At 63.9% G+C, this 26,992-nt stretch carries 22 protein-coding genes, 1 tRNA gene and 1 pseudogene; 14 read left to right on the top strand and 10 right to left on the bottom strand.

Translation table 11 applies throughout. The features are described from left to right. The first annotated feature begins 12 nt into the window (after positions 1-12). The 3 genes from gtdA (at position 13) to ACNJX9_RS32200 (ending at position 3,718) form a co-directional block, all read left to right on the top strand. Positions 13-1,089 carry a gentisate 1,2-dioxygenase gene (gtdA, locus tag ACNJX9_RS32210; RefSeq protein WP_439406026.1) on the top strand — a complete coding sequence of 359 codons (1,077 nt, stop codon included), beginning with the start codon at positions 13-15 and terminating at the stop codon, positions 1,087-1,089. Next, positions 1,082-1,789 (top strand): fumarylacetoacetate hydrolase family protein, encoded by a 708-nt coding sequence (locus ACNJX9_RS32205; RefSeq protein WP_439406024.1) that lies wholly within the window; start codon positions 1,082-1,084, stop codon positions 1,787-1,789. Before gtdA ends, ACNJX9_RS32205 begins: the two co-directional genes overlap by 8 nt. A gap of 237 nt (positions 1,790-2,026) precedes the next feature. Continuing rightward, positions 2,027-3,718, top strand: coding sequence for a hypothetical protein (locus ACNJX9_RS32200; protein WP_439406022.1), 1,692 nt, complete (start codon positions 2,027-2,029; stop codon positions 3,716-3,718). Here the strand turns inward: ACNJX9_RS32200 and ACNJX9_RS32195 are convergent. After that, the gene (locus ACNJX9_RS32195) at positions 3,715-5,190 is read right to left on the bottom strand and encodes a hypothetical protein (protein WP_439406021.1); all 1,476 of its coding nucleotides are present in this window, start codon (positions 5,188-5,190) and stop codon (positions 3,715-3,717) included. The two genes, ACNJX9_RS32200 and ACNJX9_RS32195, sit on opposite strands and share 4 nt — an antisense overlap. Before the next feature lie 1,117 nt (positions 5,191-6,307). Then, positions 6,308-6,820 carry a 2'-5' RNA ligase family protein gene (locus ACNJX9_RS32190; protein WP_439406019.1) on the bottom strand — a complete coding sequence of 171 codons (513 nt, stop codon included), beginning with the start codon at positions 6,818-6,820 and terminating at the stop codon, positions 6,308-6,310. 117 nt (positions 6,821-6,937) lie between these two features. On the opposite strand from ACNJX9_RS32190, the gene ACNJX9_RS32185 reads away from it, so the two are divergent. From ACNJX9_RS32185 to ACNJX9_RS32170, 4 genes are read left to right on the top strand one after another with little or no spacing between them, the layout of a single operon-like run. Then, on the top strand, positions 6,938-8,062 hold the full coding sequence (locus ACNJX9_RS32185) for an ABC transporter ATP-binding protein (RefSeq protein ID WP_439406017.1): 1,125 nt from the start codon (positions 6,938-6,940) through the stop codon (positions 8,060-8,062). Between the two features lie 32 nt (positions 8,063-8,094). Next, on the top strand, positions 8,095-9,225 hold the full coding sequence (locus ACNJX9_RS32180) for an ABC transporter substrate-binding protein (RefSeq protein ID WP_439406015.1): 1,131 nt from the start codon (positions 8,095-8,097) through the stop codon (positions 9,223-9,225). A gap of 40 nt (positions 9,226-9,265) precedes the next feature. Further along, positions 9,266-10,096 carry an ABC transporter permease gene (locus tag ACNJX9_RS32175; protein ID WP_439410160.1) on the top strand — a complete coding sequence of 277 codons (831 nt, stop codon included), beginning with the start codon at positions 9,266-9,268 and terminating at the stop codon, positions 10,094-10,096. After that, positions 10,096-10,908, top strand: coding sequence for an ABC transporter permease (locus ACNJX9_RS32170; protein WP_057748056.1), 813 nt, complete (start codon positions 10,096-10,098; stop codon positions 10,906-10,908). The genes ACNJX9_RS32175 and ACNJX9_RS32170 overlap by 1 nt, the downstream gene beginning before the upstream one ends. Here the strand turns inward: ACNJX9_RS32170 and ACNJX9_RS32165 are convergent. The 6 genes from ACNJX9_RS32165 to ACNJX9_RS32140 form a co-directional block, all read right to left on the bottom strand. After that, entirely contained in the window at positions 10,905-11,843 is a 939-nt protein-coding gene (locus ACNJX9_RS32165) for an N-acetylmuramic acid 6-phosphate etherase (RefSeq protein WP_439406013.1), read from the bottom strand. The two genes, ACNJX9_RS32170 and ACNJX9_RS32165, sit on opposite strands and share 4 nt — an antisense overlap. A 253-nt stretch (positions 11,844-12,096) precedes the next feature. Next, positions 12,097-12,345 (bottom strand): hypothetical protein, encoded by a 249-nt coding sequence (locus ACNJX9_RS32160; RefSeq protein WP_439406012.1) that lies wholly within the window; start codon positions 12,343-12,345, stop codon positions 12,097-12,099. A 545-nt stretch (positions 12,346-12,890) separates the two neighbouring features. Continuing rightward, positions 12,891-12,966, bottom strand: a tRNA-Ile gene (locus tag ACNJX9_RS32155). 314 nt (positions 12,967-13,280) lie between these two features. Next, on the bottom strand, positions 13,281-14,255 hold the full coding sequence (locus tag ACNJX9_RS32150) for a Bug family tripartite tricarboxylate transporter substrate binding protein (protein WP_439406011.1): 975 nt from the start codon (positions 14,253-14,255) through the stop codon (positions 13,281-13,283). Between the two features lie 178 nt (positions 14,256-14,433). Next, positions 14,434-15,648, bottom strand: a complete 1,215-nt coding sequence (locus tag ACNJX9_RS32145) for an ABC transporter substrate-binding protein (RefSeq protein ID WP_057747746.1) — start codon at positions 15,646-15,648, stop codon at positions 14,434-14,436. 105 nt (positions 15,649-15,753) lie between these two features. Then, positions 15,754-16,647 carry a substrate-binding domain-containing protein gene (locus ACNJX9_RS32140; RefSeq protein ID WP_439406010.1) on the bottom strand — a complete coding sequence of 298 codons (894 nt, stop codon included), beginning with the start codon at positions 16,645-16,647 and terminating at the stop codon, positions 15,754-15,756. A 269-nt stretch (positions 16,648-16,916) separates the two neighbouring features. Here ACNJX9_RS32140 and ACNJX9_RS32135 point away from each other — a divergent pair, with 269 nt between their 5' ends. The 3 genes from ACNJX9_RS32135 to ACNJX9_RS32125 are packed head-to-tail and all read left to right on the top strand — an operon-like array spanning position 16,917 to position 20,868. Continuing rightward, positions 16,917-17,744: a substrate-binding domain-containing protein gene (locus tag ACNJX9_RS32135; RefSeq protein WP_439406009.1), complete on the top strand. Its 828-nt coding sequence runs from the start codon at positions 16,917-16,919 to the stop codon at positions 17,742-17,744. Between the two features lie 54 nt (positions 17,745-17,798). Then, entirely contained in the window at positions 17,799-18,905 is a 1,107-nt protein-coding gene (locus ACNJX9_RS32130) for a molybdopterin-binding protein (protein WP_439406007.1), read from the top strand. A gap of 13 nt (positions 18,906-18,918) precedes the next feature. Next, positions 18,919-20,868, top strand: a complete 1,950-nt coding sequence (locus ACNJX9_RS32125) for a molybdopterin biosynthesis protein (RefSeq protein WP_439406006.1) — start codon at positions 18,919-18,921, stop codon at positions 20,866-20,868. Between the two features lie 308 nt (positions 20,869-21,176). Here ACNJX9_RS32125 and mobA read toward each other — a convergent pair whose 3' ends face one another. Together mobA and ACNJX9_RS32115 are read right to left on the bottom strand one after the other, a co-directional pair. After that, the gene (gene mobA, locus ACNJX9_RS32120; protein ID WP_439406004.1) at positions 21,177-21,824 is read right to left on the bottom strand and encodes a molybdenum cofactor guanylyltransferase MobA; all 648 of its coding nucleotides are present in this window, start codon (positions 21,822-21,824) and stop codon (positions 21,177-21,179) included. After that, positions 21,814-22,704 carry a formate dehydrogenase accessory sulfurtransferase FdhD gene (locus tag ACNJX9_RS32115; protein ID WP_439406003.1) on the bottom strand — a complete coding sequence of 297 codons (891 nt, stop codon included), beginning with the start codon at positions 22,702-22,704 and terminating at the stop codon, positions 21,814-21,816. Before ACNJX9_RS32115 ends, mobA begins: the two co-directional genes overlap by 11 nt. A 199-nt stretch (positions 22,705-22,903) precedes the next feature. Here ACNJX9_RS32115 and mobB point away from each other — a divergent pair, with 199 nt between their 5' ends. From mobB to ACNJX9_RS32095, 4 genes and pseudogenes are all read left to right on the top strand, one after another. After that, the gene (mobB, locus tag ACNJX9_RS32110; protein WP_057747728.1) at positions 22,904-23,431 is read left to right on the top strand and encodes a molybdopterin-guanine dinucleotide biosynthesis protein B; all 528 of its coding nucleotides are present in this window, start codon (positions 22,904-22,906) and stop codon (positions 23,429-23,431) included. A gap of 9 nt (positions 23,432-23,440) precedes the next feature. Continuing rightward, on the top strand, positions 23,441-24,697 hold the full coding sequence (locus tag ACNJX9_RS32105; protein WP_439406002.1) for a molybdopterin molybdotransferase MoeA: 1,257 nt from the start codon (positions 23,441-23,443) through the stop codon (positions 24,695-24,697). Positions 24,698-24,742: 45 nt separating this feature from the next. Then, the gene (locus tag ACNJX9_RS32100; protein WP_057747722.1) at positions 24,743-25,006 is read left to right on the top strand and encodes a sulfurtransferase TusA family protein; all 264 of its coding nucleotides are present in this window, start codon (positions 24,743-24,745) and stop codon (positions 25,004-25,006) included. Between the two features lie 318 nt (positions 25,007-25,324). Further along, positions 25,325-26,979, top strand: a pseudogene (locus ACNJX9_RS32095) (OFA family MFS transporter). The last annotated feature ends 13 nt before the right edge of the window (positions 26,980-26,992 follow it).

Below are 26,992 nucleotides of genomic sequence, written 5' to 3'. Positions count from 1 at the left end.
GCGAGACAGACCATGTCCCATCAAGCCATCATGGCGCCAACCGCCGATACGCCCGAGCGCCGGGCGTTCTACGACAAGATCGACAAGAGAAACCTGACGGCCCTGTGGCTGTCGCTGGCCGATCTCGTCACGCCGGAGCCGAGAAGCGCGTGCCGCCCTGCATCCTGGCGCTTCGACGAGATCCGCGCCTACATGCTCGAGGCCGGAAGTCTCATCACTGCGAAGGAGGCGGAGCGGCGGGTTCTCGTGCTCGAAAATCCCGGTCTTCGCGGCCAATCGAAGATCACGACGGATCTCTACGCCGGCGTACAGCTGGTGATGCCGGGCGAGGTTGCGCCGGCGCACCGCCATACGCAATCCGCGCTACGGTTCATCCTCGAGGGTGAGGGCGCCTACACGGCGGTCAACGGCGAACGCACCATCATGCATGAGGGCGATTTCATCATCACCCCGCCCTGGGCCTGGCACGATCACGGCAACCCCGGCTCGAAGCCGGTGTTCTGGCTGGATGGTCTCGACATCCCCGTCATTCAGATGCTGGATGCATCCTTCGCCGAGCATCTCGACGTCGACGAGCAGCCGATCACGAGGCCCGTCGGCGACAGCGACGCCCGCTATGGTCACAATTTGCTTCCCGTCGATCACAAAGGAGGTGGCGGCACCTCGCCGGTGTTCAACTATCCCTATGCACGCACGCGCGAACAGCTCGAACGCCTGCGGCGCGCCGCCGCCTGGGATCCCTGCCACGGCCTCAAGATGCGCTACACCAATCCGATCACGGGCAATCACGCCATGGCCACCATGGCGACTTTCATCCAACTGCTGCCGAAGGGCTTTTCCACCGCCGCCTACCGCTCGACGGATGCCACCGTGTTCGTGCCGATCGAGGGCAAGGGCCGCAGCGTCATCTCGTCCCGGACAGGCGAGGACATCGTGGTCGACTGGAGCAGGCGCGACATCTTCGTCGTTCCGTCCTGGCATCGCGTGCGTCACGAGGCGATCGGAGGCGATGCCGTGATCTTCTCCTATTCCGACCGACCCATTCAGGAAGCCCTGCATCTGTTCCGGGAGGACCGTGGCAATGCCTGACGCCATCTCTCACGCCGACTTCGTTCTGCCTGCGCCGCCGCAAGCCTCCGTCGCCGTCCATCAATCCCCGGCGCGCTTTCCGGTGCGCCGGATCATCTGCGTCGGCCGCAACTACGCGGCGCACGCCCGCGAGATGGGGCGCGATCCCGACCGCGAGCCGCCGTTCTTCTTCATGAAGCCCGCCGACACGGTCGTCGACGACGGCACGACGGTTCCTTATCCGCCGCAGACCAACAACTTCCACTACGAGATCGAGCTGATCGTCGCGATCGGGCAGGGCGGGACGGACATCCGTAACGAGAGTGCGCTCGATCATGTCTGGGGCTATGGCGTCGGCATCGACCTGACCCGTCGCGATCTCCAGCTTCAGGCCCGCGAGCAGGGCCGTCCCTGGGACTGGGGCAAGGGTTTCGATCTCTCGGCGCCAATCGCGCCGCTGCGACCGGTCTCGGACGTCGGCCATCCCGACGCCGGGCGCATCTGGCTTGCCGTCGACGGCACGCTCAAGCAGGATTCCGACATCTCAAAGCTGATCTGGCCGGTGCCTGATATCATCTCGATCTGCTCGCAGTCGATGGCGCTCAAGCCCGGTGACCTCATCATGACGGGAACGCCGGAAGGCGTCGGCCCCGTGCGGCGAGGCCAGGTGATGACAGGAGGAATCGAGGGGCTGGGCGAAATCAGAATACCCGTCGGATAGGATTGTCGGAGCGGAAGAGCTGACCGTCGATCGGCGGTCGACGATGCAAAGCGCAGCACCAAGCGCGCGTGGCCTGCGCTCTCTTACCTTAAGTTGTTGTAAATGGCCGACAGGCTATCTGGGTGGCATGCCCGTATTTGTCATGCCGTCCCGTCGCGCCGCTGTTTCAGACAGGGAATTCTCCGCCAGAGAACGAGCCGGTGGGCCGCATCCGCTGTCCGGCTTGAGGCGGTCCTCGTGATGGTTGCGCTGGACACAAGCGCGGGCGCGGTCACGCGCCGGCCGATCATCACGGCAGCGATGCCGTTGGTTGTCGGCGGCTTTGTCGTCCTGACCATCCTGCTGTTCTGGCCATGGCTCGGGCACCTGTCATCGGCGCTGATCGGCCCGGAAGAAGACAATATGCAGGATTTCTGGAACAGTTGGCACGCGGCAACAGCCCACGGCTGGCGCGACTTTCTGTTCACGAACCAGATCCGCTATCCCGAGGGCACATCGCTCAGCTACCATTCGTTTGCCTGGCCGCAGGTCGCAGCCGTGATGCTGCTTGGCCACATATTCGGCACCAGCCTCACCGATCTGATCCTTTTCCAAAATTTGACATTGCTGGCTTCTTTTCCGCTCTCTGCTGCGGCGATGTTCCTGCTGGCACGTCATCTCCTGGGCGAGCGCACGGGAAGCAACGCGGGGGCGGCGTTGGCCGGCTTCGTCTTTGCCTTCAACCCCTGGCACGTCGCGCAAGTGATGCACCACGCTCATGTCGCGACGATCGAATTCCTGCCGCTCTTTGTGCTGTTTTATCTTAAGGCACTCGACGAGCGGAATTATCTCCATCTCGCCGCGGCAAGCGCGATGATGGCACTCAGCGCGCTGTCATGCTGGTATTATCTGTTCTACGCGTTCTACTTCATGGCTTTCGATCTTGTGTTTCGATGCAGCCGGGATCGGAAATGGCCGGACAAATGGCAGCTCGCTGCGCCGATGCTTTGCGTGATCGGCAGCATTCTCTTGCTTTCGCCTTGGCTGATACCGATGATCATGGCCCGTGGTCCCGCCAATGCAGGCACCAACGCGTTCGTTGCCGATCTTTTTGCCCTGGTCGTGTTTCCACCCAGCCATTTTCTGGCTCGGCTCGGGGAGAGCATCTATGCCCGCCTGACCGGCAATCCCTGGGAGGCCACGGTCTATCTGGGCCTCGCCAATCTCGCGGCGCTGGCCTGGGCGTTCGCCTGCAAAACCGAGACCGACAAGCGGGTGATGCATTACGCGCTGGTCGGGATGCTGTTCTTTCTCGTGCTTGCCGCCGGGGAGACGCTGCACATCGGAGGGCATCCTTCCGGGCTGCCTCTGCCCTATTTCGTCCTGGCCAAGCTGCCTTTCTTCGGCAATGTGCGCACGCCTGCCCGTGCCATTGTCATGGTCTATATGTTCCTGGGGCTCGGCCTGGCACAAGCCTGCGTGATTGCCGCCCGCCGGGTCGGCATCAGGCAACGCGCTTGCATGGCGTTTGCCGCGATTGCGATCCTGTTCGACTTCTTTCCGACCAACCTCGCCGCGACACCGCTACGCTGCTCGCCCGCGCTCGCTGCGATCGCCGGCGATTCCGATAGCTTCGGCGTCCTGGATCTGCCGCGCGGCTACATTGCGGGGAACATCGCCATGGCACTGTCGGCCTGCCATGGTCATCCTATCGTTGCTGGCGAAACATCACGCAAATTGGCTGTCACGCTGGCCGACCAGCTCGAAACTGGCAATCTTGCGCTCCAGCGGCCTCAACTCACGGCAGCTCATGTCAAATATATCGTGCTGCGCCGCTCCAAGGGCCACTCCTTCGTCTGGAACGAGACTGACGGCAGTCTTGACGACTATCTGCGAACCTACCCGCAGGTCAGCTCGGACGACGAAGCGATCGTCTTGCGCGTCTATTAACGTGCCATGCCTGGCCTGACATAGACGCTTTCGTAGACGCCGGTGTGGGCCTCCTTCCACCCTCGCTTTGCCACGAGAAACTGCCTTAATTCTTCATGTCCCCTGAGCCATAGCACGGCGTCGATGTGATATTTTTCGAGAACGTCGTCCCAGGTGTTTTCGTCGATCTCCCAGTGAACCAGCCTGAAGTAATCTCGCAACAGTTCGTCAGGATAGGCGGTGGCAGCCCGTCCGTCCACAAACAGGGGCACCGTTCCATGAGTCAGGAGGATCAAATATCCTCCGACGTTCCAGTGATTGAGCACCCGCGCATGCGAAAGATGCGTTTGCAGATATTCGGCGTCCTGCTCCGACATCATCTCGGGTAACGCCAGAGCGGGCCTGATCTGAATGAATGTCAGAGGGAGCACACATGCGCCGAGAATCGCGGCGGTCACGAGCGCCCGCTGAACTTGCAGCTGAGGCAACTTGCCGGGGATCATGCGATCGAGGTGCAGAGCCATCGGGATGGTCGAGAAGATGAAGAAAAAGGACATGTATCGAAATTGATGGAGTCCGAGGGCCAAGAAGACCCAGGACAGAATGCGTGCCTCCGCGCGGATTTCCGTCGACGCTCCGTAGCGCAATTCGAGCGCAATAAACCCGACAATGTAGACCATTCCGGGAATGCTGCCCGGGATTTCGATGTTGTGAGAATACGGAAGCCACTCGCCGATATTGCCTTGGACGAAGTGTCCCAAGGTTGCGGTCACACCCTCATAGATTTGCCAGCCCAATGGATTGACGAAGGTCACGGCAAAGCAACCCAGCCCCGCCAGCATGATGGCTTTGAACCTTCTCAAGTCGTGGCGCCATAGGGCCCCTGCGCCAAAGACTGCTGGGATCATGAAGCCCAGCACGAATCCTCCGTGCAGGTTGACCCACAACAACATCATCAAGGGCAACAGCCACAGCTTGGTCGAGCGCAGGCATTCCCGGTAGAAAACGACGCTGAACAGCATCGTCGAAACGTTCGGAGATGCTGCCAGGTAGGTATTGGGAGCAGCCTCATAGGCAGGGTACAAAAGGCCTGTTGCGAAAGTCGCGACGCAGACGGCGAGTGCCGAAGCCCCGGTCTCCAGGCAGGCGGACGTCAGATACCAAATGATCAGCGCGCCGCACACGACGACCAGGCCGACAAGACCCCCATAGCCGGCATACTTGAAAATCAAGCTGGCGATAACATCCCATAACCAGGAGAGGTTGAACCATTGCTTGGTTCCGAGCGTGAACGACCACGGGTCCTGGAACGGAACGTGCGCTTCGGTTCTGATCAACTCACCGGCGGCCAGGTGCCAACCGAGGTCGTAGTGACTCAAGATGAGTGACGCGTTGGACAGGTAGAACACGCTCAAGAGCGAGATCAGGAAGACGTACGTTCCCAACGTCGACGACGGCGTTGCTTCGGATGGTTCAGCAAGATTCTGCAGCATCCGGACATTCCGATCGTTCATTCCAAAGCATAGGTCGGACGTGCGTCGACGGTCCGCCGTCGGTTGTCGCCCATTCCCTCACAGCCTAGCGGCGAATAATCTAAGGTAGAGTGAAAGTCGATTGTGCAATCGAGGTTCCGCAAGCAGAAGGAAGAGATGGTTAATGCGGGGTATCGGTCTGGAGCGATGATCCGGTGCCGGTCTCGTCACCACGTCGACGCTGGTTTCGCAGGTTTTAGGCAGTCGGTCATCGCGTGCACTGTCGCCGTGACCATGGCTGCCGCCAGCAGCGACCGCGCCGCTGCAACGGCGTCCGATGCTAGCCGCCCCATCCCGCATACGGATTGTGACCTGGTTCTGGCTGATCATCGTAATGCGGCAGCGGCTGAGGGCGGGCCGGCCCTGCTGGTGAATAGGCCCATGCCCCAGCGGGCCCTGTCGTCAAGGCGCGGGTCGAGTGAGCAGTTGCATGATGCCGGTGGCCCTGGGCTGCCATGGCGGCGCCGACAGGTGCACACAGGAAAATCAAAAGACTGAGGATCAGGCCTGATCGCATGGTCGTTGCTCCGGCGGACTTGCGGTGAACCATCAAGTGAGCCTCGGTCGATGTCCACGCAATCCGTCACCGCCTCGCGACGGGTCACATCCGCGGCATCATGCTCGGGTCGACGGTGGAATTCGTGCGAATCTGTAAACCCATACTGGATGAGCCCGCGTCGCCGCGCTGGGCGACCGCTCTGCAAAGGCCCAGCCTTGCAAAGGCGACACTCAAGATCTTGAGGTCTTCCGATGGGCCGGCCGGTGTCCGTCAGGGGTGCTGCCGAATATTTGCGCCAGAGGGCGTGCCTACGGTCTGTATCGGTTCACCGGGAGCGCGGTCGAGGGGTGGGTGTGGCCGCGCCAGCCCGACCGTTCCGGGAGGCGTGTCATTGCTGGACGGACGAGTATTGACGCGCTCCAACGTAATTGCCGATGCGGCGACAATGGCGATGGCAAGGGCGATTGTGGATAGGGCTAAGGCTGCTCGATCATTCGGGTCCATCGTCAGACCTCCGCGCTCCATAGCCGGGGAATAACGCCGGATGATCGATTTGGTTCTTGCTCAGGGTCCTCGGCCTCAGCGCCCGAGCGGCACCGACGCCTGGATCGTCCAATCGGCGATGGCAATGTCCTGTCCTGAATGGACGATGCAAATCCTGTCGAAGCTAATTCTGCGGCCCGCGAGACGCTGCCCGAATTCGACTGATGCCGGCGCCTTCACTCTTTCCGGCAGGTTGCCATAGAGCAGCGAGACATGCGGCATGAAGCGTTCGGTTTCCTGCGGATCGAGGCGGCGCTTCAGTCCGAAGAGCGGCACTGAGGCGGCGAAGCGCAGGTAGAAGGCGCGGAAGAACGCCTGCGTCGTCTCGATCCCGGTGATCGGCTCGGTGAAGGGCTGCATTGCTGCGGCTGCTGCCCGAGCGTCGTCGTGGAGCTGCTCGAACGCTGCATTCGTGTCGCCGCGCAGCGTCAGATGCGGCGCAAAATTCGGCGTGCCGAAGCGCGCCGCAAGCTCACCGATCAGCGAAGCGAGAAACGCTTCGTCTTCGGGGCACGGCATCAGCCAGAGCGATCGGATCTCGACGGCCATCGAAAGTCATAAATCTGTTGCACGAGCGAGCTAGGGGTCGTTATGTTTATTCCACGCTGATCGCAGAATGGAAGAACAATTCCATCTGAACAATAGGGCAGCGTGGAGGAGCGGAACGTGCGGGCGGGCTCGCAGGCTATGTCGGGTGTCGGCGCGGCAATCGAGGTGCGCGGCCTGCACGTCGCCTATGGCGGCACCAAGGTGCTTCACGGCGTCGATCTCGATTTCGCGCCGGGGTCTTTCACGGCATTGCTGGGCTCCTCCGGCTGCGGCAAGACCACGCTTCTGCGCGCGCTCTCCGGCTTTGTGCCGGTCTTGTCCGGCTCGATCGCTGTCGGCGGCAAGGACGTCGCGGGTCTGCCGCCCGAGAAGCGCGGCATGGCGATGGTGTTCCAGTCCTATGCGCTCTGGCCGCATATGACGGTGCTCCAGAACATAGGCTACGGCCTGAAGCTGCGCGGGGCGTCCAAGCGCGACATCGCCGCCAAGGTGTGCTCGCTGCTGGCGATGCTCGGGCTCGCCGGCTACGAAGATCGCAAGGTCACGGCGATGTCGGGCGGACAGCGCCAGCGTGTGGCGCTGGGACGCGCGCTTGCGGTCGACCCCGGCATCCTGCTGCTGGACGAGCCGCTCTCGAACCTCGACGCCAAGATCCGCCTGACGATGCGTCACGAGATCCGCGCCATCCAGCAGCGGCTCGGCGTCACCACGATCCATGTCACGCATGACCGCGAGGAGGCGATGACGATGGCCGACAGGCTGGTCATCATGAATGCCGGCCGCATCGCGCAGATCGGCACGCCCGAGGAGGTCTATGACCGGCCGAACAGCGCCTTCGTCGCCAATTTCATGGGCGCCGAGAACGTCCTGCCCGTCCATGTCGTCACCGGTGCGGGCCGGACCACGATCACGGCTGGCGAGGCGCGCCACGTGCTCCCCCGTGAACGCGACTTGGCTCTGCCGGCGGGCGAAGCACTCGCCTATTTCCGCGACGACGCAGCCAGTCTGGATGCCCCCGATGCCGAACCGGGCGAGGATCTGGTGGTGCCGGGTCGCATCGCGGCGCGCAGCTATCCGGGTGGGCTCTACCGCTACAGGGTCGAGGCCGCCGGCCGCCAGCTGACCGTGGATCACACCATCAGGCATGAACCCGGCGCGGCGGTCGGCCTGCGCATCCCGCTTTCACGCCTTCACATCTTCCCGGCCGCACAGGCCTCCATACAGGCCTCCATCCCTGCCTGAGCCCTTGCAACGATCCGACACGGAGCCAGACCATGCGCCTTCTCACGATCGCCACCTCGCTCGCCGCGCTGATCGCGGCTTCGCCGCTCGCAGCGCAAACGCTCAACGTCGCCTCCGCGGGCGACCAGAACATGGTCGACTATGTCAAGGATTACCTTGCCCCGATGTTCGAGAAGGCTCATCCGGGCGTCAAAATCGTCGCAGTCGGCACCGGGCCGGGCGATGCCGGCTCGCAGAAGATCTACGAGAAGCTCAACGCCCAGAAAGGCGCGACCGCATCCGATTTCGATGTGGTGGTGATCCACCAGAAGGCCGCCGGCCAGATGGTCAGGGAGGGCCTGCTCGACAAATATACGGCCGATGTCGATACCGCCAGGCTCGCCACGGGCGATGCGTCCAGGAACGCGCTCGGCACCGACGTGAGCGGCTACGTCATCCCGATGTTCCAGTCGCAGACCGCGCTCGCCTACAATGCCGACATGGTCAAGACGCCCCCGGCAACCTTCGCCGAGCTCGCCGATTGGGCCAAGAAGAATCCGAAGCAGTTCGGCTATAACGGCATCAAGGGTGGCATGTCGGGCGTCGCCTTCGTCGCCGGCTGGGTCTACGCATTCGGCGGCGATGCCGACAGACTGATGAAAGGTCCCTACGACGCCGCCACCAAGGCCAATTGGGACAAGGCCTTCGCGGATCTGAAGGCCTTCAACGCCGTTGCGACCATCACTCCCGGCAATGCCGGCACGCTCGACATGTTGAACCGCGGCGAGATCGCGATCGGCCCGGTCTGGGTCGACATGTTCTATTCGTGGCAGGCCGACGGCAAGCTGCCGCCGAACATGAAGCTGAAGCTGATCTCGCCCGGCATGCCCGGTCAGCCGATGTATTATTCGATTCCCGAGAAATCGGCGCAGAAGAAGCTGGCCGAGGCCTTCATCGCGCTGGCAACCTCGCCGCAAGTCCAGGCCGACGGCATCGTCAAGAAGTTCAACTGGTATCCGGGCATCGACGCCAGGAACCTTGAAGGCAAGCTCGACAAGGCCGCCTGGGACAAGCTCTTCAGCGACGTGACGCCGGCCGAGCTCGCCAGCAACGGCAAGCCCTTTCCCATAGCCCCCTACTTCAACGACATCCTCGAGGGCTACGAGAAGAAGGTCGCGAATTGAGGTTGGTTGCGGCGCGCCGCCGTCGGCAGGTTCGATGTCGATCTCGCAACGCCAGCTCGCTCTGCTGCTCATCACCCCTGGCCTCGCGCTGGTGGCGGCGCTGTTTCTCTATCCGCTGAGCTTCTCGCTGATTTCGGCCTTCACCGGGCCGAAAGGAGGTTTCTCGCTGGATGCCTTTCGAAAGGCCTGGGAGCTCTATTCCGGCGACATCCTCTTCACCGTCGTGATCGTGCTCGTCTCCTGCTCGTTGACGGGACTCGCCGCCATCGTCATCGCCGGTACGCTGACGCTCGGCGAGAACCGCCTGATCGTTGGCACGCTGAAAGCGCTCTATCGCTGGCCGCTCTTCATCCCGTTCATCGTCGCGGCGCAGTGCATGCGCACCTTCCTCGCCAAGAACGGGCTGATGAACAATTCCTTCGTCGCCATGGGGCTCATGGAGCCGCTCCAGGCGGTCAGCTTCCTCGACTGGCGCGGCATCATCGCCACCTTCGTCTGGAAGCAGACGCCCTTCGTTGCCCTGCTGCTCGCGGGTGCGCTCGCCGCGATCGACCGCGCGACGCTGGAAGCGGGCCGCAATCTCGGGGCCTCCCGCTTGCGCGTGCTGGTCGAGCTCGCGCTGCCTCAGGTGATGCCGCAGCTCCTCGTGGCGCTGGTGCTGTCGTTCGTGACGATGCTCTCGGTGCTGTCTGTACCGATGATGGTGGCGGGATCGCAGCCCACCTTGCTGACCGTCGACATGGCCTTCCGCATCAACGCCTATGGCGATTACGCCACGGCGAATGCGCTCGGCGTCATCACCTATCTGCTCTCGGCCGGCGCTGCGATCATCTATCTGAAGCGCGGCATGGCGAAGGAGAGTGCGCCATGATGCATCTCGGATCTGCGTTGCGCACGGCGCTGGCCGCGTTCCTGCTCGCGGCCTTTGCCTTCGTGCTGATCGGCCCGCTCGCCAACCTTGCGCTGTGGTCCGTGGCCGAGCGCTGGTACACGCCCTATAAGCTGCCGGTGAGCTACGGCACGCGCTATTGGGAGCAGGTCTTCCGCCCGACAGGCGACGCCATGGCCTCGCTCGGCACATCGGTCTTTATCGCGGTGCTGACGGTCGCCGTCGCGCTCGCGCTCTCGATCCCGGCCGGCTACGCGCTGGCGCGCTTGAGGCTGCCGGCGCGCGCCCTGTTCATGGTTGTGTTCCTGCTGCCGCAGGCCTTTCCGTCGGTGGCGATCTACATCAACGTCGCCCGCGTCTTCTACCAGCTCGGCATCAACGGCACGGTCCTCGGCGTGGTGCTCGTCCATGCCGCGCACGGGCTGGTCTATTCGGTCTGGATCGCGGCCGCCGCGTTCGGCGCGGTCGACAAGGATCTGGAGCTGGCGGCGCGCAACATCGGCGCCTCGCCGCTCAAGACGTTTGTCTCGGTGACGCTGCCGCTGGCCGCGCCCGGCATCGTCGCCAGCGGCATCTTTGTCTTCCTGGAATCGCTCGACGAGTTCACCGGCACCTTCTTCGTCGGCGTGCCGCAGGTCAGGACCCTGCCGCTACTGCTCTACAATGCGGCGATGGGCGGCAATTATCAGGTCGCCTCGATCACGGCGCTGATCCTGCTCGTGCCCTCTGTGCTGTTCATGCTCTTCATCGAGCGCTTCCTGCGCGCCGACGTGCTGGCCAAGGTCGGCGCCTAGCCCCGATCCCTGGCGAGCTCGGCAAACACCCGCCGGAGATTGCCGTCGCCATCCTTCAGAATGGTCTCCGCTTCAGCTCTGCTGACACCCAGCGCCAGAAGCACCGCCGTCTTGACGTTGCCTTCGGCCTGCTCCAGCGCGCGTGCCGCGTGCGATGGATCGCGCTCGGCGATTTGCGCCACCATGGCCTCGGCGCGCCGCTTCAGCTTGGCATTGGTCGGCTGCATGTTCACCATCATGCCGCGATACACCCGGCCAAGACGCAGCATGATGCCCGAGGAGATCAGGTTGAGCACGACCTTCTGCGCGGTGCCCGCCTTCATCCGCGTGGAGCCGGCGATCAGCTCGCGGCCGGTCTCGATCAGGATCGGAAACTTGGCCGATGCCAGCAGCACGGTGCCGGGATTGTTGGCGACACCGACCGTCACTGCACCGCAGGAGCCTGCCTGCTGCAGCGCCGCGACGGTGAACGGCGTCGTGCCGCTGGCCGCGACCGCGATCACCACATCATGCGGTGTGAGCCGCGCGGCGTTGATCTGCGCGACCGCGTCATCAATGTCATCCTCGGCGCCCTCGATGCTGGTGACGAAGGCACTGTCTCCGCCGGCGACGATGAAGCGGACGCGCTCGCGGGGCCAGGCGAAGGTCGGCGTCAGCTCGGCGCCGTCCTGGACCGCCACGCGCCCCGAGGTGCCGGCGCCGACATAGACAAGGCGACCGTGGTCGCCCAGCGCGGTCTTGGCCGCTTCGGTCGCCGCGGTGATTGCGGGAAGGGCATGGCCGATTGCGGCAATCGCCGCAAGCTGCCCCTCCCACATCGCTTCCATCGCCGACGCCAGCGGCCAGGCATCAAGGTCGGCAAATCTGGGATCGACGTCTTCGGTTGCCATATTGCTGATCCCAGCCTCAAACGCGGAACTTCGGAGCCTGTTCATGGTCAGTTTCTCTCCTGGGCAGGTCCAGCCTGGCCAAGTCAACGCGGCAGCGGGTGTCGCCCCACCGATGCCGCGATACCCGGTGCCTTTGTTCCCATCGGACGTTAACGCGAGGAACTAGCTTCGGGTCCCGAAACCACTGTGTACACTAAGGAGCCGGATGCGGCGGGGAGGCGCCTCACTAGTCCGTGAGTGCGATTTTCGGATCGGCACCGATGGCTCGAGCTGGGTCTTCCGCCGTTCTCTCGGTGCCCTACAGCACATCTTTGATGGTGCTGACATGTCCTGCGCGGATCTCGTCATCCTTCATCCGAACTTTGAGGTCGGCGGAACATGAATAGGTGGCATCGGTTCGATGGGCGAGGGGAGTAAGGTTCCCGAGCGAGGCCAGATGCGCAACGATCCCATCATCGTTCAGATTTATGGTGGTGTCTGCCTTGAAACACCGGCCAAGATTGGAGCGGTTGCGCGCAGTCTCGCCGACCTGCACGGGCGCGGTCATCGTGTCGTCGTGATCGTCTCGGCCATGGGCACGACCACCGACTAGTTGATCCAGATGGCGTCCAATCCACAGCAGCAGGCGCTTATGCGAGACGGGCAACCCGCGCTTGTCTCTCGCCAGAAGAATTCACCGCCTTGAAGGAAACCGTCTCGCCGGCCGTCATGCAACCGGTCAGAGTGGAGCAAGCGACTGCTATCACCAGAATGCGCATACTGAAATTCCCCCCGAGGAAAGAGACTATGCAAACGCAGCCTATGCGCGAGGGCAAGATGGTTTGTGCTTGTAGGTATCCGGGCCCACCGTCAAAAAGTCTAAGGCGCTTCTGATGTGTGGCACCGGCTCGCCGAGCCGAAGCTCGATGCAGCAGTCCGTCTTCGTTTCCGCTGCGCTCCAGCTACGCCGGACACCACGCTTCGCCCTTCGGCTCCTGCTGGCTGCTCAGCCCGCCTTCGCCCTCCGGGCTTCGGCGAGGCAGCCTTCACTCGCTTCGCTTTTGATGTGTGGCACCGGCTTGCCTAGCCGAAGCTCGCGAAGCGAGCGAAGGCTGGTGGGCCCGGCAGGACTCGAACCTGCAACCAGACCGTTATGAGCGGCCGGCTCTAACCATTGAGCTACAGGCCCCGCCGCGAGACGGCCCGCGAAGGGGCGGGCCGGCAACGGTGCGCGGTTCGTTTACAGGGATGGAGGCGGGGGTGCAATGCCGAGGCGGGTGACGTGAAAGCGCCAGCGCGACTTGGCGATGACTTCCAAATTTCCGAAGTTTGTGATGATGCCCTTATACGCCTGTTTTGCCCGACGGAACAAGCGTTTTTCGGTGGTATAGATTTTTGCTGCCGCAACCCGTTGTAATTCCCTCACTTTCTACTGTGCATGGGGTTGTTTTCGTGTTTTGACGGCCCGTCTTGCCGGGCACCTGACGCGTGGCGGCGGCCCGCTCAGTCTACCGAGACCCCGGCGAATTCCACCACCTTGCGCCACTTCTCGGTCTCGTCAGCGACCAGCTTGCCGAACTCGGCCGGCGTCATCGGCCTCGGGATGCCGCCATTCTCGGTCAGCCGCGCCACCACCTTGGGGTCCTTCAGCGCCTCGTTGACCGCCTTGTTGAGGAGCTCGACGATCTCGCTCGGCGTACCCTTCGGCGCGGAGATGCCGTAGAAGCCGACCGATTCGAAGCCCGGCACGGTCTCGGCGATGGCGGGCACGTCGGGCAGCGCGGGCCAGCGCTGCGGCGAGGTGACGCCGAGCGCGCGGACATTGCCGCCGCGCGACTGCTCGAGCGCGGAAGGAAGGTTGTCGAAGATCAGCTGCACCTTGTTGGAGATGATGTCGGGGAAGGCGATCGCAGATCCCCGATAGGGCACATGCACCATGTCGCACTTGGTCATCGCCTTGAACAGCTCCGCCGACATGTGCACCGAGGTGCCGTTGCCCGACGAGGCGAACGAGATCTTGCCGGGATTGGCCTTGCAATAGTCGATGAACTCCTGGACCGTCTTCACGGGCATCGCGTTGGAGACGACCAGCATGTTGGTGAGCTGCATGATGCTGGCGACCGGCGTGGTGTCGCGCAAGAAGTCGAACGGCAGCTTCTTGTAGAGCGAGGTCGAGATCGCATTGTTGGGCGCGACGAACAGCAGCGTGTAGCCGTCGGGCGGCGAATTGATCGCGGCGGCGGCCGCGATGTTGCCGCCGGAGCCGGTGCGGTTCTCGACGATGAACTGCTGGCCGAGATGGTCCGACAACCACTGCGCCATGATGCGTGCGACGATGTCGACCGGGCCGCCGGCGGCAAAGCCGATCAGCCAGTGCACGGGGCGGTCCGGGTAGGCGGCGGAGGCGGGAGGGGCCGCGTTGAGGAGACCTGACAGCAAGACCAGCCCGAAAACAGCGCACCGCAAGATTCGCAACATGTCGCCTCCCATTGCCTTATTGTTTGGCGGCATGCTTTCACAAAAACCGGCCGCTGCCTACATCGCCTCAAGTCGATGTTGACGCAGGCGCAGCCGGGCCATGATGAAATTCGTAAGTCGTATCCTTCTCAGTGTCGCGAGACCGGCGTGGTGAAATGACGATCGCTCTAAGCGATCGTCACTTCTTCAGCATCGCACACGCCGGGTCCGGCGGGCCGAAGGCCTTGTCGCCGGGAATCGTCGTGAGGATCTTGTAATAGTCCCACGGATATTTGCTCTCCTCCGGCGTCTTCACCTGCACCAGCCAGAGGTCGTGCACCATCAGATTGTCATCGCGAAGCTTGCCGTGGCGGGCGAAGAAATCCTCGACCGGCGTCTCGCGCATTTTCGCTGCGACCTTGAGCGGATCGTCGGTGCCGGTTTCCTTGATGGCGTTGAGATAGTGGATCACGCTGGAATAGACGCCGGCCTGCCACATCGACGGCATCTTGTTCATCTTGGCGAAATAGCGCTTCGACCATTCCCGGGTCTTGTCATCCATGTCCCAGTAGAACGAGGTCGTCAGGAGCAGGCCCTGCGCGGCCTGCAGGCCGAGGCCGTGGATGTCGGTGATCAGCGCCAGCAGCGCCGCCATCTGCTGGCCGCCCTTGAACACGCCGAACTCCGAGCCGGTCTTGATCTCGTTCATGTTGTTGGGGGGACCTGCCGCAATGCCGATGATCTTGGCCTTGGAGGCCTGCGCCTGCAGCACAAAGGAGGAGAGGTCAGGCGTCGCCAGCGGCGGCTTCACCGAGCCCAGCACCTTGCCACCATTGGCGGTGATGACGCTGGAGGCGTCGCGCTCCAGCGAGTGGCCGAAGGCGTAGTCGTCGGTGATGAAGAACCAGCTGTCGCCGCCGCGCTTGACGACCGCATCCGCAGTGCCGACCGCGAGCGCGCGGGTGTCGAACACCCACTGCATCGCATAGGGCGAGCAGAACTTGCCGTGGAAGTCGGCGGTGCCGGTGGAGTGGGTGATGAACAGCCGCTTCTTCTCGTTGGCGATGTTCTGCACCGCAAGGCCGACGGCCGAGACCGGCACGTCGACGATCAGGTCGACCTGGTCGACATCGTACCAGCGCCGCGCGATCGCAGCGCCAATGTCCGCCTTGAGCTGGTGGTCGCCGATCACGATGCTGATCGGCTTGCCGAGCACAGTGCCGCCGAAATCGTCGATCGCCATCTGCGCCGCCGTCACCGAGCCCTGGCCGGTCGGCGCGGAGGCGGGGCCATTCATGTCGGTCAGCACGCCGATCTTGACGACGTCGTCGGACACCTGCGCCATCGCACCACCCGACAGCAGCGCCGCCGCCACGGCGGCCGCAACCGGCAGTCCAAATTTGATTGGCTTCACGCTCGTCCTCCCCTGATCCGGCGCGTTGGCCGAAAATTGCTTGGCGCCGGGTACGGCCCGGCTGAATTGGTTTCTTTTGCAACTGTTTGGGGGTGGGCGTCAATCTCAGGCCGCGAAACGGATTTGGCCTGCGGGCGAGGGATCGTAACCGGTCAGCTCCTCGGCGCGTTGGCACAGCCGCCGTTCGTCCAGGAACCGGATCAGGGCCTGCATGGCGGGGCGGAAATAGCTGCGCTGCCGCATTGCGAGGTCAAAATTCTCCCAGACCAGCGGCACGAAATCGAGCCCGGCCGAGCGCGCTGCCGCGCGCGTCGCGACGCCGCAATCGGCTTGTCCGGCGCGGACCATCTCGGCGAGGTCGGGCCCGGTGAGGGCCGGCGTCTCCACCCGCCGCAGATCGCGCGTCGAGGCGCCGGCGCGCTTCAGCAGCACGTCGAGCAGCATCTGCGCGCCGGTGCCTTGCTGCCGCATCGCCATCCGCGCGCCGAGCGCGAGCACGTCGGACAGCCCCTGCAACTGCTTTGGATTGCCCGGGGGCAGCACGAGCCCCTGTTCGCGGCGCACGAAGGCGACCAGCAGCGCATCATGTAAGTCAGGTGCGTCCCGCAGCGCCGTCACGCTGGCGTCGGAGGCAAGGTTGCCTTCCGCGTCGAGGCTGTGGAAGTGCACGGCGACCGCCATCACCTCGTTGCGTTGCAGCCGCTCGAGCCCGCGCGCGCTGCCTTCTGTCATCGATCCGAGGCCTGAACCGGACTCGCGGAGGCTCCAGTCCAGCAGCTCGTCCTGGCTGCCGCCCACCACCGGCGGCGGCTCTGCCGTCAGCATGCCGGCAGGGCGCGCCAGGCCCGACAGCACCCAGAGGTCGAGCTCGTGTCGCGGGAAGAGCCATTTGCCTGTGACCTTGGTGCAGGGGATCGCGCCGTTGGTCACGAGTTCGTAGAGCTTGCGTTCGCCGAGGCGGAGATAGTCCGCGGCTTCGCTGGTCGTCAGGAATTCCATCCTGCATTCCTATGCAAATTCTTGCTTCTTTTTGACGTTCAACGCAGGGGAATTCTGCATTTCAGTTTCTGTCCGTGGGAACCATGCCTGATCATCTCGTTGCTTTGCAACACGTCCGCACGCCGGTTTTCACTGCTTTAGTGAACGAGCTTAAAGTGGGCGCATGCTTTGCCGAGATTTCCCGAAAGACCCGCCCAATGGGTATCGCGTCACGAGTGCGGCGCAATCGATCATCATCATGATCGCGTCATCGCCAATGGGAACCTGATATGGGCCGCCTGTCCGTTGCATTCGCGCTTTCCTGCGGCCTCACGGCGGCCGTTGCGGCCGCGTCCGCGGAGGACCGCAGTATCGTCCTCGCGACAACGACCGCGACGCAAGAATCCGGGCTCATGGATTATCTGCTGCCGATTTTCCGCGACAAGACCGGCATCGAGGTGACGGTGATTGCGCGCCGAAGCGACGAGGTGCTCGATGTTGCCCGAAGAGGCGAGGTCGAGGTGGTGTTGATGCACGCCCGGCCGCAGGAGGAGAAATTCGTCGCAGACGGTTTCGCCAGCAAGCGCTACGACGTGATGTACAATGATTTCGTGCTGATCGGGCCGAAGAGCGATCCCGCCGGCGTGAAGGGCAAGGACATCGTCACTGCGCTGAAGGCAATCGAAGCCAAGGGTGCGCCGTTCGTGACGCGGGGCGATCGTTCCGGCACCCATGCGGCGGAGCTCGCACTCTGGATCGTTGCCGGCATCGACATCGCCAGTGCCAAGGGCGCCTGGTATCGCGAAAGCGGGCAGGGCATGACCGCGGCGCTCGATGCCGCGCGCAAGGCGAATGCCTATATGCTTGCAGATCGCGCCAGCTGGATCTCGTTCAGGGAACGCGGCGATCTCGACATCATCGTCGAGGGCGACAAGCGGTTGCTCAACCAATATGGCGTGATGCTCGTGAACCCGGAAAAATTTCCGGACGTGAAGAAAGAATTGGGCCAGACCTTCATCAATTGGCTGATCTCTCCAGAGGGGCAAGCGGCGATCGCCGGTTACAAGGTCGACGGCCAGCAGGTGTTCTTTCCGAACGCGGACAAATCGGGCGGCTGACGGCCGAGGTACGAGTGGTTGCCAAACCGCGCGATGCGTGGTCCATCATGAGACATGATCCAGTGCTTGCCGCCTTCATTGACCCCGCTCGAGCCCGGGCTCGCCGCGCTGCTGCGCGGCGTCGATCCGGTCGGGCCGGTCGAATTGCCGCTGATTGAAGCGGCCGGCTGTGTTTCCGCGGGCATGCCATTGCTGCCGGCCTCTCCGCCGCGCGACATCGCTGCAGTGGATGGCTGGGCGCTTTGCGCCCGCGATCTCGTCGGCGCGTCCTCCTATTCGCCGCTGCCTCTGGCCGGCCTTCCGGTGTGGGTCGAGGCCGGCGGCGCGATGCCGGCGGGCTGTGATTGCGTGCTCGATGTTGACGCAGTTGAGGTGTCGGGCCCGCTCGCCCAGGTGCTGATGGAGGGCGTTCCGGGACAAGGTGTCGCGCGTGCGGGCAGCGATATCGCCGAGAACGCGCCCGCGGCCGCAACGGGATGTCCCGTCGATGCAGCAGCTCTGTTGCTCGCGCGCGTTGCGGGTGCGGACAGGCTGAGCGTCAGGCGGCCGCGCCTGCGCATCGTCAACGTGCCGGGTGGAAGCGCGACGCTGCAGATGATCGCCGAGCTTTCAAGCGCGGCAGGGTTGGATGTGAGCATGCATGAAGCCGGTTCGCGCGATGCGGCGTCGATCGCAGCGGCGCTCGATGTGTCCGCCTGCGATCTTCTGCTGACGATCGGCGGCAGCGGCGTCGGTCGCGCGGATGCCGCGGTGACGGCGTTGGCTGAGCGCGGGGCGGAGCTCGCCCACGGTCTTGCGCTCCAGCCTGGACGGACCGCAGCCGCTGGTCGGCTCGGAAAGGTTCCGGTCGTCGCCTTGCCCGGTTCGCCGGCTCAAGCGCTTGCGGTCTGGGTTGCGCTGGTGCTTCCGCTGATCGATCGATTGTCGGCACGGCAACCACGTCGCACGGTGACCTTGCCGCTCGCGCGAAAAATTGCTTCCAGCGTCGGCATTGCCGAGATCGCGTTACTAGCGGAGGAACATAAAACGTGGATGCCGCTTGCCATGGGCGAATGGCCGCTGCACGCGATCGGCCGATCCGATGCATGGTTGCTCATTCCCGCGAGCCGCGAGGGATTTGCTGCGGGCGAACCGGTCGATGCTTATTTGATGCGGGAATGATATGGGTTCCGGCATGACGATGATCCCAAGGCCGCCAGATCGCAGCACTCTCGAGCAGCAGCAATTTCTCAAGATCCTTTCGCGCGAGGAGGCGTTGGCGCGCTTCGATGCTGCGCTGTTTCCGCGTCCGGTCCCGAAAGAGGCGCGCAAGCTCGCCGATGCGCTCGGTGCGGCCCTTGCCGAAGACATCACCGCGCCGATCGACGTGCCGCCGTTCGATCGCTCCAATGTCGACGGCTTTGCCGTGCGCTCGGCGGATCTTTCAGTCGCCGGCGAAGGCGCACCCGTGCGGCTGGCGCTGAACAGCGAGACCATTCACTGCGGCACCGTACCTGTGCTGCAAGTGACGACAGGAACCGCAACGCCAATCGCGACCGGCGGCCCGCTGCCGCGCGGCGCCGATGCCGTCGTCATGGTCGAGCACACCCAGCCGGCCGGCCTCGCTGCGATCGATGTCCGTCGCGCAGTCTCGCCGGGGCAGTTCGTCTCGTACGCCGGCTCCGACATCGCGCGCAGCGAAGCGCTGCTGCGCGCGGGCACAATCATCGGCTCGCGCGAGATCGGCATGCTGGCGGCCTGCGGCATCGCCGAGGTGAGAGTCGCACGGAAGCCGCGGGTTGCGGTGATCTCCACTGGCGACGAGCTCGTGCAGCCCGGCGAGGCGCTTGCGCCGGCGGCGATCTACGACACCAATGGTGCGATCGTCGCAGCCGCGATCAACGAGAACGGCGGCGAGGCGATCTTCCTCGGTGCGATTCCCGACGACGAAGTCAGGCTGGAAGTGGCGATGCGTCAGGCGCTGGCGGATTCCGACATGCTGGTGCTGTCGGGCGGCACATCGAAGGGCGCAGGCGACCTGTCCCATCGCATCATCGACCGGCTCGGCCTGCCCGGCGTCATCGCGCATGGCGTGGCGCTCAAGCCCGGCAAGCCGCTATGCCTTGCCGTGTGCGACGGCAAGCCGGTGGTGATCCTGCCAGGCTTTCCGACCTCGGCGATGTTCACCTTCCACGACATGATCGTGCCGGCGCTGCGCAAGATGGCTGGATTGCCCCCGCGCTCTGATGCCAAGGTGAGTGCGACCGTGCCGGTACGCATTGCCTCCGAGCTTGGCCGTACCGAGTTCATCATGGTCTCGCTGGTCGAGGGCAAGGACGGGCTGATCGCCTACCCTTCCGGCAAGGGCTCAGGTGCGATCACATCCTTCGCGCAGGCCGATGGCTTTCTGCGCATCGATGCGCTCGCCGACCAGATGCCGGCGGGGACGAAGGCCGAGGTGACGCTGTTCACGCCGCATGTGCGGGTGCCTGATCTCGTCATCGTCGGCAGCCATTGCACCGGCCTCGATCTCGTCACCGCGCCGCTCGCCCATGCGGGCCTCACTGTGCGCTCGATTGCCGTTGGCAGTCTCGGGGGCCTGGCGGCGGCCAAGCGCGGCGAATGCGATCTCGCGCCGATCCATCTGTTCGACGACAAGACGGAGACCTACAACGCGCCGTATCTCGTCGAGGGGCTCGAGCTCGTGCCGGGATGGCGGCGGATGCAAGGCATTGTCTTCCGCAGGGGGGACAAGCGTTTCGAGGAGCTCGGCGCAAAGGAGGCCGTTGCTGCCGCGGTCGCCGACCCCGCCTGCATCATGGTCAACCGCAACCAGGGCGCCGGCACGCGTATCTTGATCGACCGCCTGCTCGGCGGAGCGCGCCCGGAAGGCTATTGGAACCAGCCGCGCTCGCACAACGCGGTTGCAGCGGCCGTCGCGCAGCACCGTGCGGACTGGGGCATGACCATTGCGCCGGTCGCCCATGCGGCCAATCTCGGTTTCATTCCGTTCGCGGAAGAGCATTATGATTTTGCCTTGGTGACCTCGCGCAAGCAGCGTCCGGCCGTGCAGGCTTTTCTCGATGCGCTCGGCTCGGATGAGGCGCGTGCGGCGCTGCAGCGAGCCGGATTCCGGCGTGCCTAGACGACCGAGCCGATGCCGTTGGCTTAGCGGCGCGCTCTCTCGCGCATTCCCGCTCCTCGGCTTCCGCAAGCGCACGCTGCGCTGCCGGCGGCAGCGGCTTCGGGTCCGACGGGACGTCGACGATTTTGTCGCTGCCCGTGGCCTGTTGGCTCAGCCGCTTGGTGCTGTCGATTGCTTTTGAGAGATCGAACACGAAATCGACGACCGCGAATATGGCATTCAGAAGAGAGTCGGCCATGGCTGATCCGGAGTGCGCCCCGATCAGTAGTCGCAGCTCGTCTCCATCCGGTTCGATGTTCCGTTAAATGCTAGGATGCCGCATCCAGTGCCGCGAGACGCTCGGCTGCAGTGATGTCCTCCACCGTGTTCGCATTGAAGAACGGATCGAGCGGCTCGGCCGGCCATGTTACTGTCGCAAGCGGATAGCGCGCGGTCCAGCGGTCGATCTTGCGGAGATCCTCGACGACCAGGGCGTGGCGCAGCTCGTCGCGCAAGGCGACGCGCCACAGGCCAATCACCGGATGCGACTGGTCGCCCGAGGCGGCGACCGCGAGCTGCGCGTTCTCCCGCGCCCGCGCCGCGTGGAGCCGCGCGACGAGGTCACGTGGCAGGAACGGGCAGTCCCCGGCGGCGCTGAGCACCCATTCGATCTCCGGCCGGTTTGCTGCGGTCCATTCCAGTGCGGCCAAAATGCCGGCGAGCGGACCGGGGAAGCCGGGCACGTCGTCGGCAACAACCTGCAAGCCAAATGTAGCGAAACGCGCCGGGTCGCCATTCGCGTTGAGGATCAGTCCATCGCACTGGGGCGACAGGCGCGCGATCACGCGCTCCAGGATGGTGCGGCCGCCGATGGTGCGCATCGGCTTGTCACCACCGCCCATGCGACGTGCCAGGCCGCCGGCGAGCAGCACGCCAAGAGTCGGTGGAAGGCCCGTTGGCGGAATGCTAGTCGTCACCACTTTCGCCCTTGCGCTTGTGCCTCGCTGATTCCTCTTCGACGTAAGCGAGGTTCTGGTCGTAGACGATCCGCTCCTCGCCGGCGAGTGCGATGAAGCGCTTGCCGCGGGTGCGTCCGACCAGCGTCAGGCCGACTTGCCGCGCGAGATCGACGCCCCAGGCAGTGAAGCCGGATCGCGACACCAGGATCGGAATGCCCATGCGTACGGTCTTGATCACCATCTCCGAGGTGAGGCGGCCCGTGGTGTAGAGGATCTTGTCGCCGGGATCGACGCCGTGGCGGTACATCCAGCCTGCGATCTTGTCGACCGCGTTATGGCGGCCGACATCCTCGGTGTAGCAGAGCGGCTCGCCTTCCTTGCACAGTACGCAGCCATGGATCGCGCCGGCCTCGAGATAGAGCGATGGCATGGTGTTGATGGTTTGTGTCATCCGGTAGAGCCAGGAGGTGCGCAGCTCCGCCTTTGGCAGCGCGACGCTCTCGACCGCTTCCAACAGATCCCCGAAGGCGGTGCCCTGCGCGCAGCCGGAAGTCTGCGTGCGCTTCTTGAGCTTGGCTTCGAAATTGGTGTGGTGTGAGGTGCGCACGACAACGACCTGAAGGTCGTCGTCATATTCGACCTCGGTAACCGCGTCGTTATATTTCAGCATGTTCTGGTTCAGCAAATAGCCGAGCGCCAGATATTCCGGATAGTCGCCGATCGTCATCATGGTGACGATCTCCTGGGAATTCAGGTAGAGCGTCAGCGGCCGCTCCATCGGCACCTTGATTTCGACCCTGGCGCCGGTCTGGTCAGTCCCGGTCACGCTCTGGGTCAGGCGCGGGTCGCCGGGGTCAGGGATAATCAGAGGCACCGGGGCCTTGTCGATCTTCATCATGGCCGCGACGTTAGCATGACATTCGCCGCAAGCCGATATAAGCATGCCGGGGAATGGGCAAAATGCCTCCGCTCGTCAGTGCGAGCGCAGCAATCCGGAATCTTTCCGCGGAAGCAATCTTGATTCGCTGCGCTCGCACTGACGGGGAGAGGCCGGAGGTTCCATCTGCTCGCGAGCCGGTGGCGGAGATCGAATGGTTATGAAAGTCATCGGCCTGGCAGGTTGGAGCGGAGCAGGCAAGACCACGCTGTTGACGCGGCTGATCCCGCATTTCAACGCGCAGGGCCTGCGCGTCTCCGTCATCAAGCATGCCCACCATCGGTTTGACGTCGACGTGCCCGGCAAGGATTCGTGGCGCCACCGCGAGGCCGGGGCGGCCGAGGTGCTGGTGGCGTCGTCGAACCGCTGGGCTTTGATGCACGAGTTGCGCGGCGCAGCCGAGCCGCGGTTGCCGGAACTTCTCGGCAAGCTGTCCGCGGTCGATCTCGTCGTGGTCGAAGGCTTCAAGCGCGAGCCGCATCGCAAGATCGAGGTGCATCGCGCCGCCAATGCCAAGCCGCTGCTGTTCCCCGATGATCCCGGCATTGTCGGGATTGCCACCGACGCTGCGGTTGAAACCCGGCTGCCGACCGTCCATCTCGATGACATCGAGGCTGTAGCGGCTCTCATGCTGCGTGCCGCGATACAGGTCGAGGATGCGATGGCAAGAAGCGCGGCGACGCGTTGACGAGGCACCATGGCACAACTGTCGGACGATTGCTTTGCTTTCGGCGGACCGATGATGTCGGTCGACGAGGCTGTTGGCCTGATCACGACCCGCGTCCACGCGATTGCCGACCTAGAGACGGTGGCGCTCGTGGATGCCGACGGGCGCGTGCTGGCGCGCGATATCGCGGCGCCGCTGCCGTTGCCGCTTTTCACCAACTCTGCCGTCGACGGCTATGCCGTCGGCGACGCGGATCTTCCGCAGGACCGGGAACAGGCCTTCCCGCTCGATGGCCGTATCCAGGCCGGCGGCCTTGCGCAGGCGCCGATCAAGCCCGGCCACACCGCACGCATTTTCACGGGCGCGCCGATGCCGCCGGGGGCCGGGACCGTGTTCATGCAGGAGGATGTCCGCATCGATGTATCAGGAAAGATCGTGCTGCCATCAGGGCTGAAGTCGGGTGCGAATGTCCGGCCGGCAGGCGAGGATATCCCCGTTGGCCAGATCGCGCTGCGAGCAGGCCTGCGACTGCGGCCGCAGCATGTTGCCCTTGCCGCCGCGTTTGGTCTGACCCGACTTGACGTGGTCAGGCGCATTCGTGTCGCCGTGTTCTCGACCGGCAACGAGTTGGCCTCGCCGGGCGAGCCGCGTGCGGCCGCGCAGCTGTTCGATTCCAACCGTTTCATGCTGATGGCGATGCTGCGCCGGCTCGGCTGCGAGGTCTCCGATCTCGGCATTCTGCGCGACGATCGTGCCTCGCTCGCGAACGGATTGAAACAGGTGGCGGGGCACCATGATCTGATCCTCACCACCGGCGGCGTCTCGACCGGCGAGGAGGACCACGTCAAGGCGGCGGTCGAGAGCGTCGGCTCGCTCGTGCTGTGGCGGATGGCGATCAAGCCCGGCCGGCCTGTGGCGATGGGCATCATCGGCGGCACGCCGCTGATCGGGCTGCCCGGTAATCCCGTCGCAAGTTTCGTCACATTCGTTCACGTGGTGCGGCCAACCGTGCTCGCGCTCGCCGGCAGCCTGCCGGAGCCGCTAGCGCCGATCCCGCTGCGTGCGGCGTTCACCTATAGGAAGAAGCTGGGTCGCCGCGAATATGTTCGCGCCTCCTTGCGCCGCGCACAGGATGGCGCGCTGGAGGCAATCAAGTTCCCGCGCGAAGGAGCAGGCCTGCTGTCGTCATTGGTGGAGACCGATGGCCTCATTGAACTCGGCGAAAATATCACGCGCGTCGAACCCGGCGACCTCGTAGGTTTCTTGTCCTACGCCAACCTGCTCTGAGTCCCTCGCGTTGACGCAAGCGATCCCTCCCGCCATGTTGCCCTGATGACCAGAACGACGCTTGATCTCACCGGGCTCAAATGCCCGTTGCCGGCCCTCAAGACGCGCAAGGCGCTGAAACCATTGCAGCCGGGCGATCAGCTCGAAGTCCACTGCACCGATCCCTTGTCGATCATTGACATTCCGAACCTGATCCGCGAGACGGGCGACACGGTGGAGATCACCGAGCGCAACGAGGCGCGCATCGTGTTCTTGATAGAAAAAGCGAATGGCTCGATAAAAAGCGCCAATGGTGCGCTGCGTTCTTAGGCGCGTTACTGCGCCGATACCGACCTTTTGTCTATCGACATCGATCCCGGCTTCTGCCCCAATTGACTTTGTCCGCGCCGGCGCGAAGGTTGAATCTTGCCCGCGATACGCGGATCAGCGGGCCGCGCACGAAGCCGTCACATCGTATCGGGCATAGAGTCCTGTTCGAGGGGTTAACTTTTCAGACATGCGTGACGGTCCTGGCGCGTGTTGGATGATTTTGCGGAGCAGCAGGGACCGCAGCTGCGCCGCAATGGGCTGAGCAACAGGATCGTAGCGGCAGTCTCGCTCAAAAGGGCGACTGCAGGGGAGGAGTGCATGACCACAATCGAGAGCGCGGGAAGGATTTCAGGCGCTGGCGCAGGAATTTTCGATCGCGAACATACGGTCGCAAAGGCAGGCTTCAACCGCTGGCTGGTGCCGCCGGCTGCGCTCTGCATCCATCTCTGCATCGGCATGGCCTACGGCTTTTCCGTGTTCTGGCTGCCGCTGTCGCGCGCGATCGGCATCACGCAGAGCAAGGCCTGCCCGGACATCTCGCTCTTTCAGGAGCTGTTCACCACCACCTGCGATTGGAAGGTCGCGAGCCTGGGGTGGATGTACACGCTGTTCTTCGTGCTGCTCGGCGTCTCCGCCGCGATCTGGGGCGGCTGGCTCGAGCGCGCCGGCCCGCGCAAGGCGGGTGCCGTCGCGGCCTGCTGCTGGGCGGCGGTCTTCTGATCGGCGCCTTCGGCGTCTATGTCCACCAGCTCTGGATCATGTGGCTCGGTTGCGGCGTGATCGGCGGCGTCGGTCTCGGCTTGGGCTACATCTCGCCTGTGTCGACGCTGGTGAAATGGTTCCCCGACCGTCGCGGCATGGCGACCGGCATGGCCATCATGGGGTTTGGCGGCGGCGCCATGATCGGCGCGCCCCTCGCCAACCTCCTGATCAACTATTTCAAGACGCCGACCTCGGTCGGTGTCTGGGAGACGTTCGTTGCGATGGGCATCATCTATTTCGTGTTCATGATGATCGGCGCGTTTGCCTATCGCGTGATCCCGGTCGGCTGGCAGCCCGAGGGCTGGACGCCGCCGAGCGAAAAGAAGTCGATGATCACCGAGCATCACGTGCATCTCGACAATGCGCACAAGACGCCGCAGTTCTGGCTGATCTGGTGGGTGCTCTGCCTGAACGTGTCGGCAGGCATCGGGGTGATCGGCATGGCCTCGCCGATGTTGCAGGAGATCTTCGCCGGCAAGCTGATCGGTCTGCCCGATGTAACTTTCAGCCAGCTCTCGACTGAGCAGAAGACCGTCATCGCCGGCATCGCGGCGGGCTTTGCCGGCCTGTTGTCGCTGTTCAACATCGCCGGCAGGTTCTTCTGGGCCTCGCTGTCCGACTATCTCGGCCGCAAGAACACCTACTACACGTTCTTCCTGCTCGGCATCGCGCTCTACGCGCTGGCGCCGACCTTTGCGGCAATGGGCTCGAAGCTGCTGTTCGTGGTCGGCTTCGGCATTATCCTGTCGATGTATGGCGGCGGCTTCGCGACCGTGCCTGCCTATCTCGCCGACATGTTCGGCACGCAGTTTGTCGGTGCCATTCATGGCCGTCTGCTGACGGCGTGGTCGACCGCGGGCATCATCGGCCCGGTCGTGGTGAACTACATCCGCGAGTTCCAACTCGCCGCCGGTGTGCCGCGCGATCAGCTCTACAACACGACGATGTACATCCTCTGCGCCATGCTGATCGCCGGCTTGATCTGCAACTATCTGATCAAGCCCGTCGATCCCAAGTGGAACATGAGCCAGGAGGAGGTCGCCCGCTTGCAGGCGGCCAGCGCGAAGAACGAAGCGGCGATCCAGCACGGCTCGTTTGGCATCGGCAGGGGCGGTCTGGATGCCAAGGCGGCGCTGTTCTGGGCTTTCGTCGGAGTTCCCTTGGCCTGGGGCGTTTGGAAGACGCTGGAGAGCGCGGTCAAGATCTTCTGATCGTAGATCCATG

This window comes from Bradyrhizobium sp. BLXBL-03 (assembly GCF_051853015.1).
Taxonomy (GTDB): Bacteria; Pseudomonadota; Alphaproteobacteria; order Rhizobiales; family Xanthobacteraceae; genus Bradyrhizobium; species Bradyrhizobium manausense.
This window is presented reverse-complemented; position numbering and strand designations above follow the sequence as displayed.

Coding starts and splice junctions, on each gene's coding strand:
- ACNJX9_RS32190 (WP_439406019.1), bottom strand. CDS start 6,820: ATGGCCGTCGAGATCCGATCGCTCTGGCTGATGCCGTGCCCCGAAGAC.
- ACNJX9_RS32125 (WP_439406006.1), top strand. CDS start 18,919: ATGACGATGATCCCAAGGCCGCCAGATCGCAGCACTCTCGAGCAGCAG.
- ACNJX9_RS32170 (WP_057748056.1), top strand. CDS start 10,096: ATGCATCTCGGATCTGCGTTGCGCACGGCGCTGGCCGCGTTCCTGCTC.
- gtdA (WP_439406026.1), top strand. CDS start 13: ATGTCCCATCAAGCCATCATGGCGCCAACCGCCGATACGCCCGAGCGC.
- ACNJX9_RS32105 (WP_439406002.1), top strand. CDS start 23,441: ATGGCACAACTGTCGGACGATTGCTTTGCTTTCGGCGGACCGATGATG.
- ACNJX9_RS32150 (WP_439406011.1), bottom strand. CDS start 14,255: ATGTTGCGAATCTTGCGGTGCGCTGTTTTCGGGCTGGTCTTGCTGTCA.
- ACNJX9_RS32205 (WP_439406024.1), top strand. CDS start 1,082: ATGCCTGACGCCATCTCTCACGCCGACTTCGTTCTGCCTGCGCCGCCG.
- ACNJX9_RS32100 (WP_057747722.1), top strand. CDS start 24,743: ATGACCAGAACGACGCTTGATCTCACCGGGCTCAAATGCCCGTTGCCG.
- ACNJX9_RS32140 (WP_439406010.1), bottom strand. CDS start 16,647: ATGGAATTCCTGACGACCAGCGAAGCCGCGGACTATCTCCGCCTCGGC.
- ACNJX9_RS32115 (WP_439406003.1), bottom strand. CDS start 22,704: ATGATGAAGATCGACAAGGCCCCGGTGCCTCTGATTATCCCTGACCCC.
- ACNJX9_RS32130 (WP_439406007.1), top strand. CDS start 17,799: ATGATCCAGTGCTTGCCGCCTTCATTGACCCCGCTCGAGCCCGGGCTC.
- ACNJX9_RS32195 (WP_439406021.1), bottom strand. CDS start 5,190: ATGCTGCAGAATCTTGCTGAACCATCCGAAGCAACGCCGTCGTCGACG.
- ACNJX9_RS32180 (WP_439406015.1), top strand. CDS start 8,095: ATGCGCCTTCTCACGATCGCCACCTCGCTCGCCGCGCTGATCGCGGCT.
- ACNJX9_RS32165 (WP_439406013.1), bottom strand. CDS start 11,843: ATGAACAGGCTCCGAAGTTCCGCGTTTGAGGCTGGGATCAGCAATATG.
- mobB (WP_057747728.1), top strand. CDS start 22,904: ATGAAAGTCATCGGCCTGGCAGGTTGGAGCGGAGCAGGCAAGACCACG.
- ACNJX9_RS32160 (WP_439406012.1), bottom strand. CDS start 12,345: ATGACCGCGCCCGTGCAGGTCGGCGAGACTGCGCGCAACCGCTCCAAT.
- ACNJX9_RS32135 (WP_439406009.1), top strand. CDS start 16,917: ATGGGCCGCCTGTCCGTTGCATTCGCGCTTTCCTGCGGCCTCACGGCG.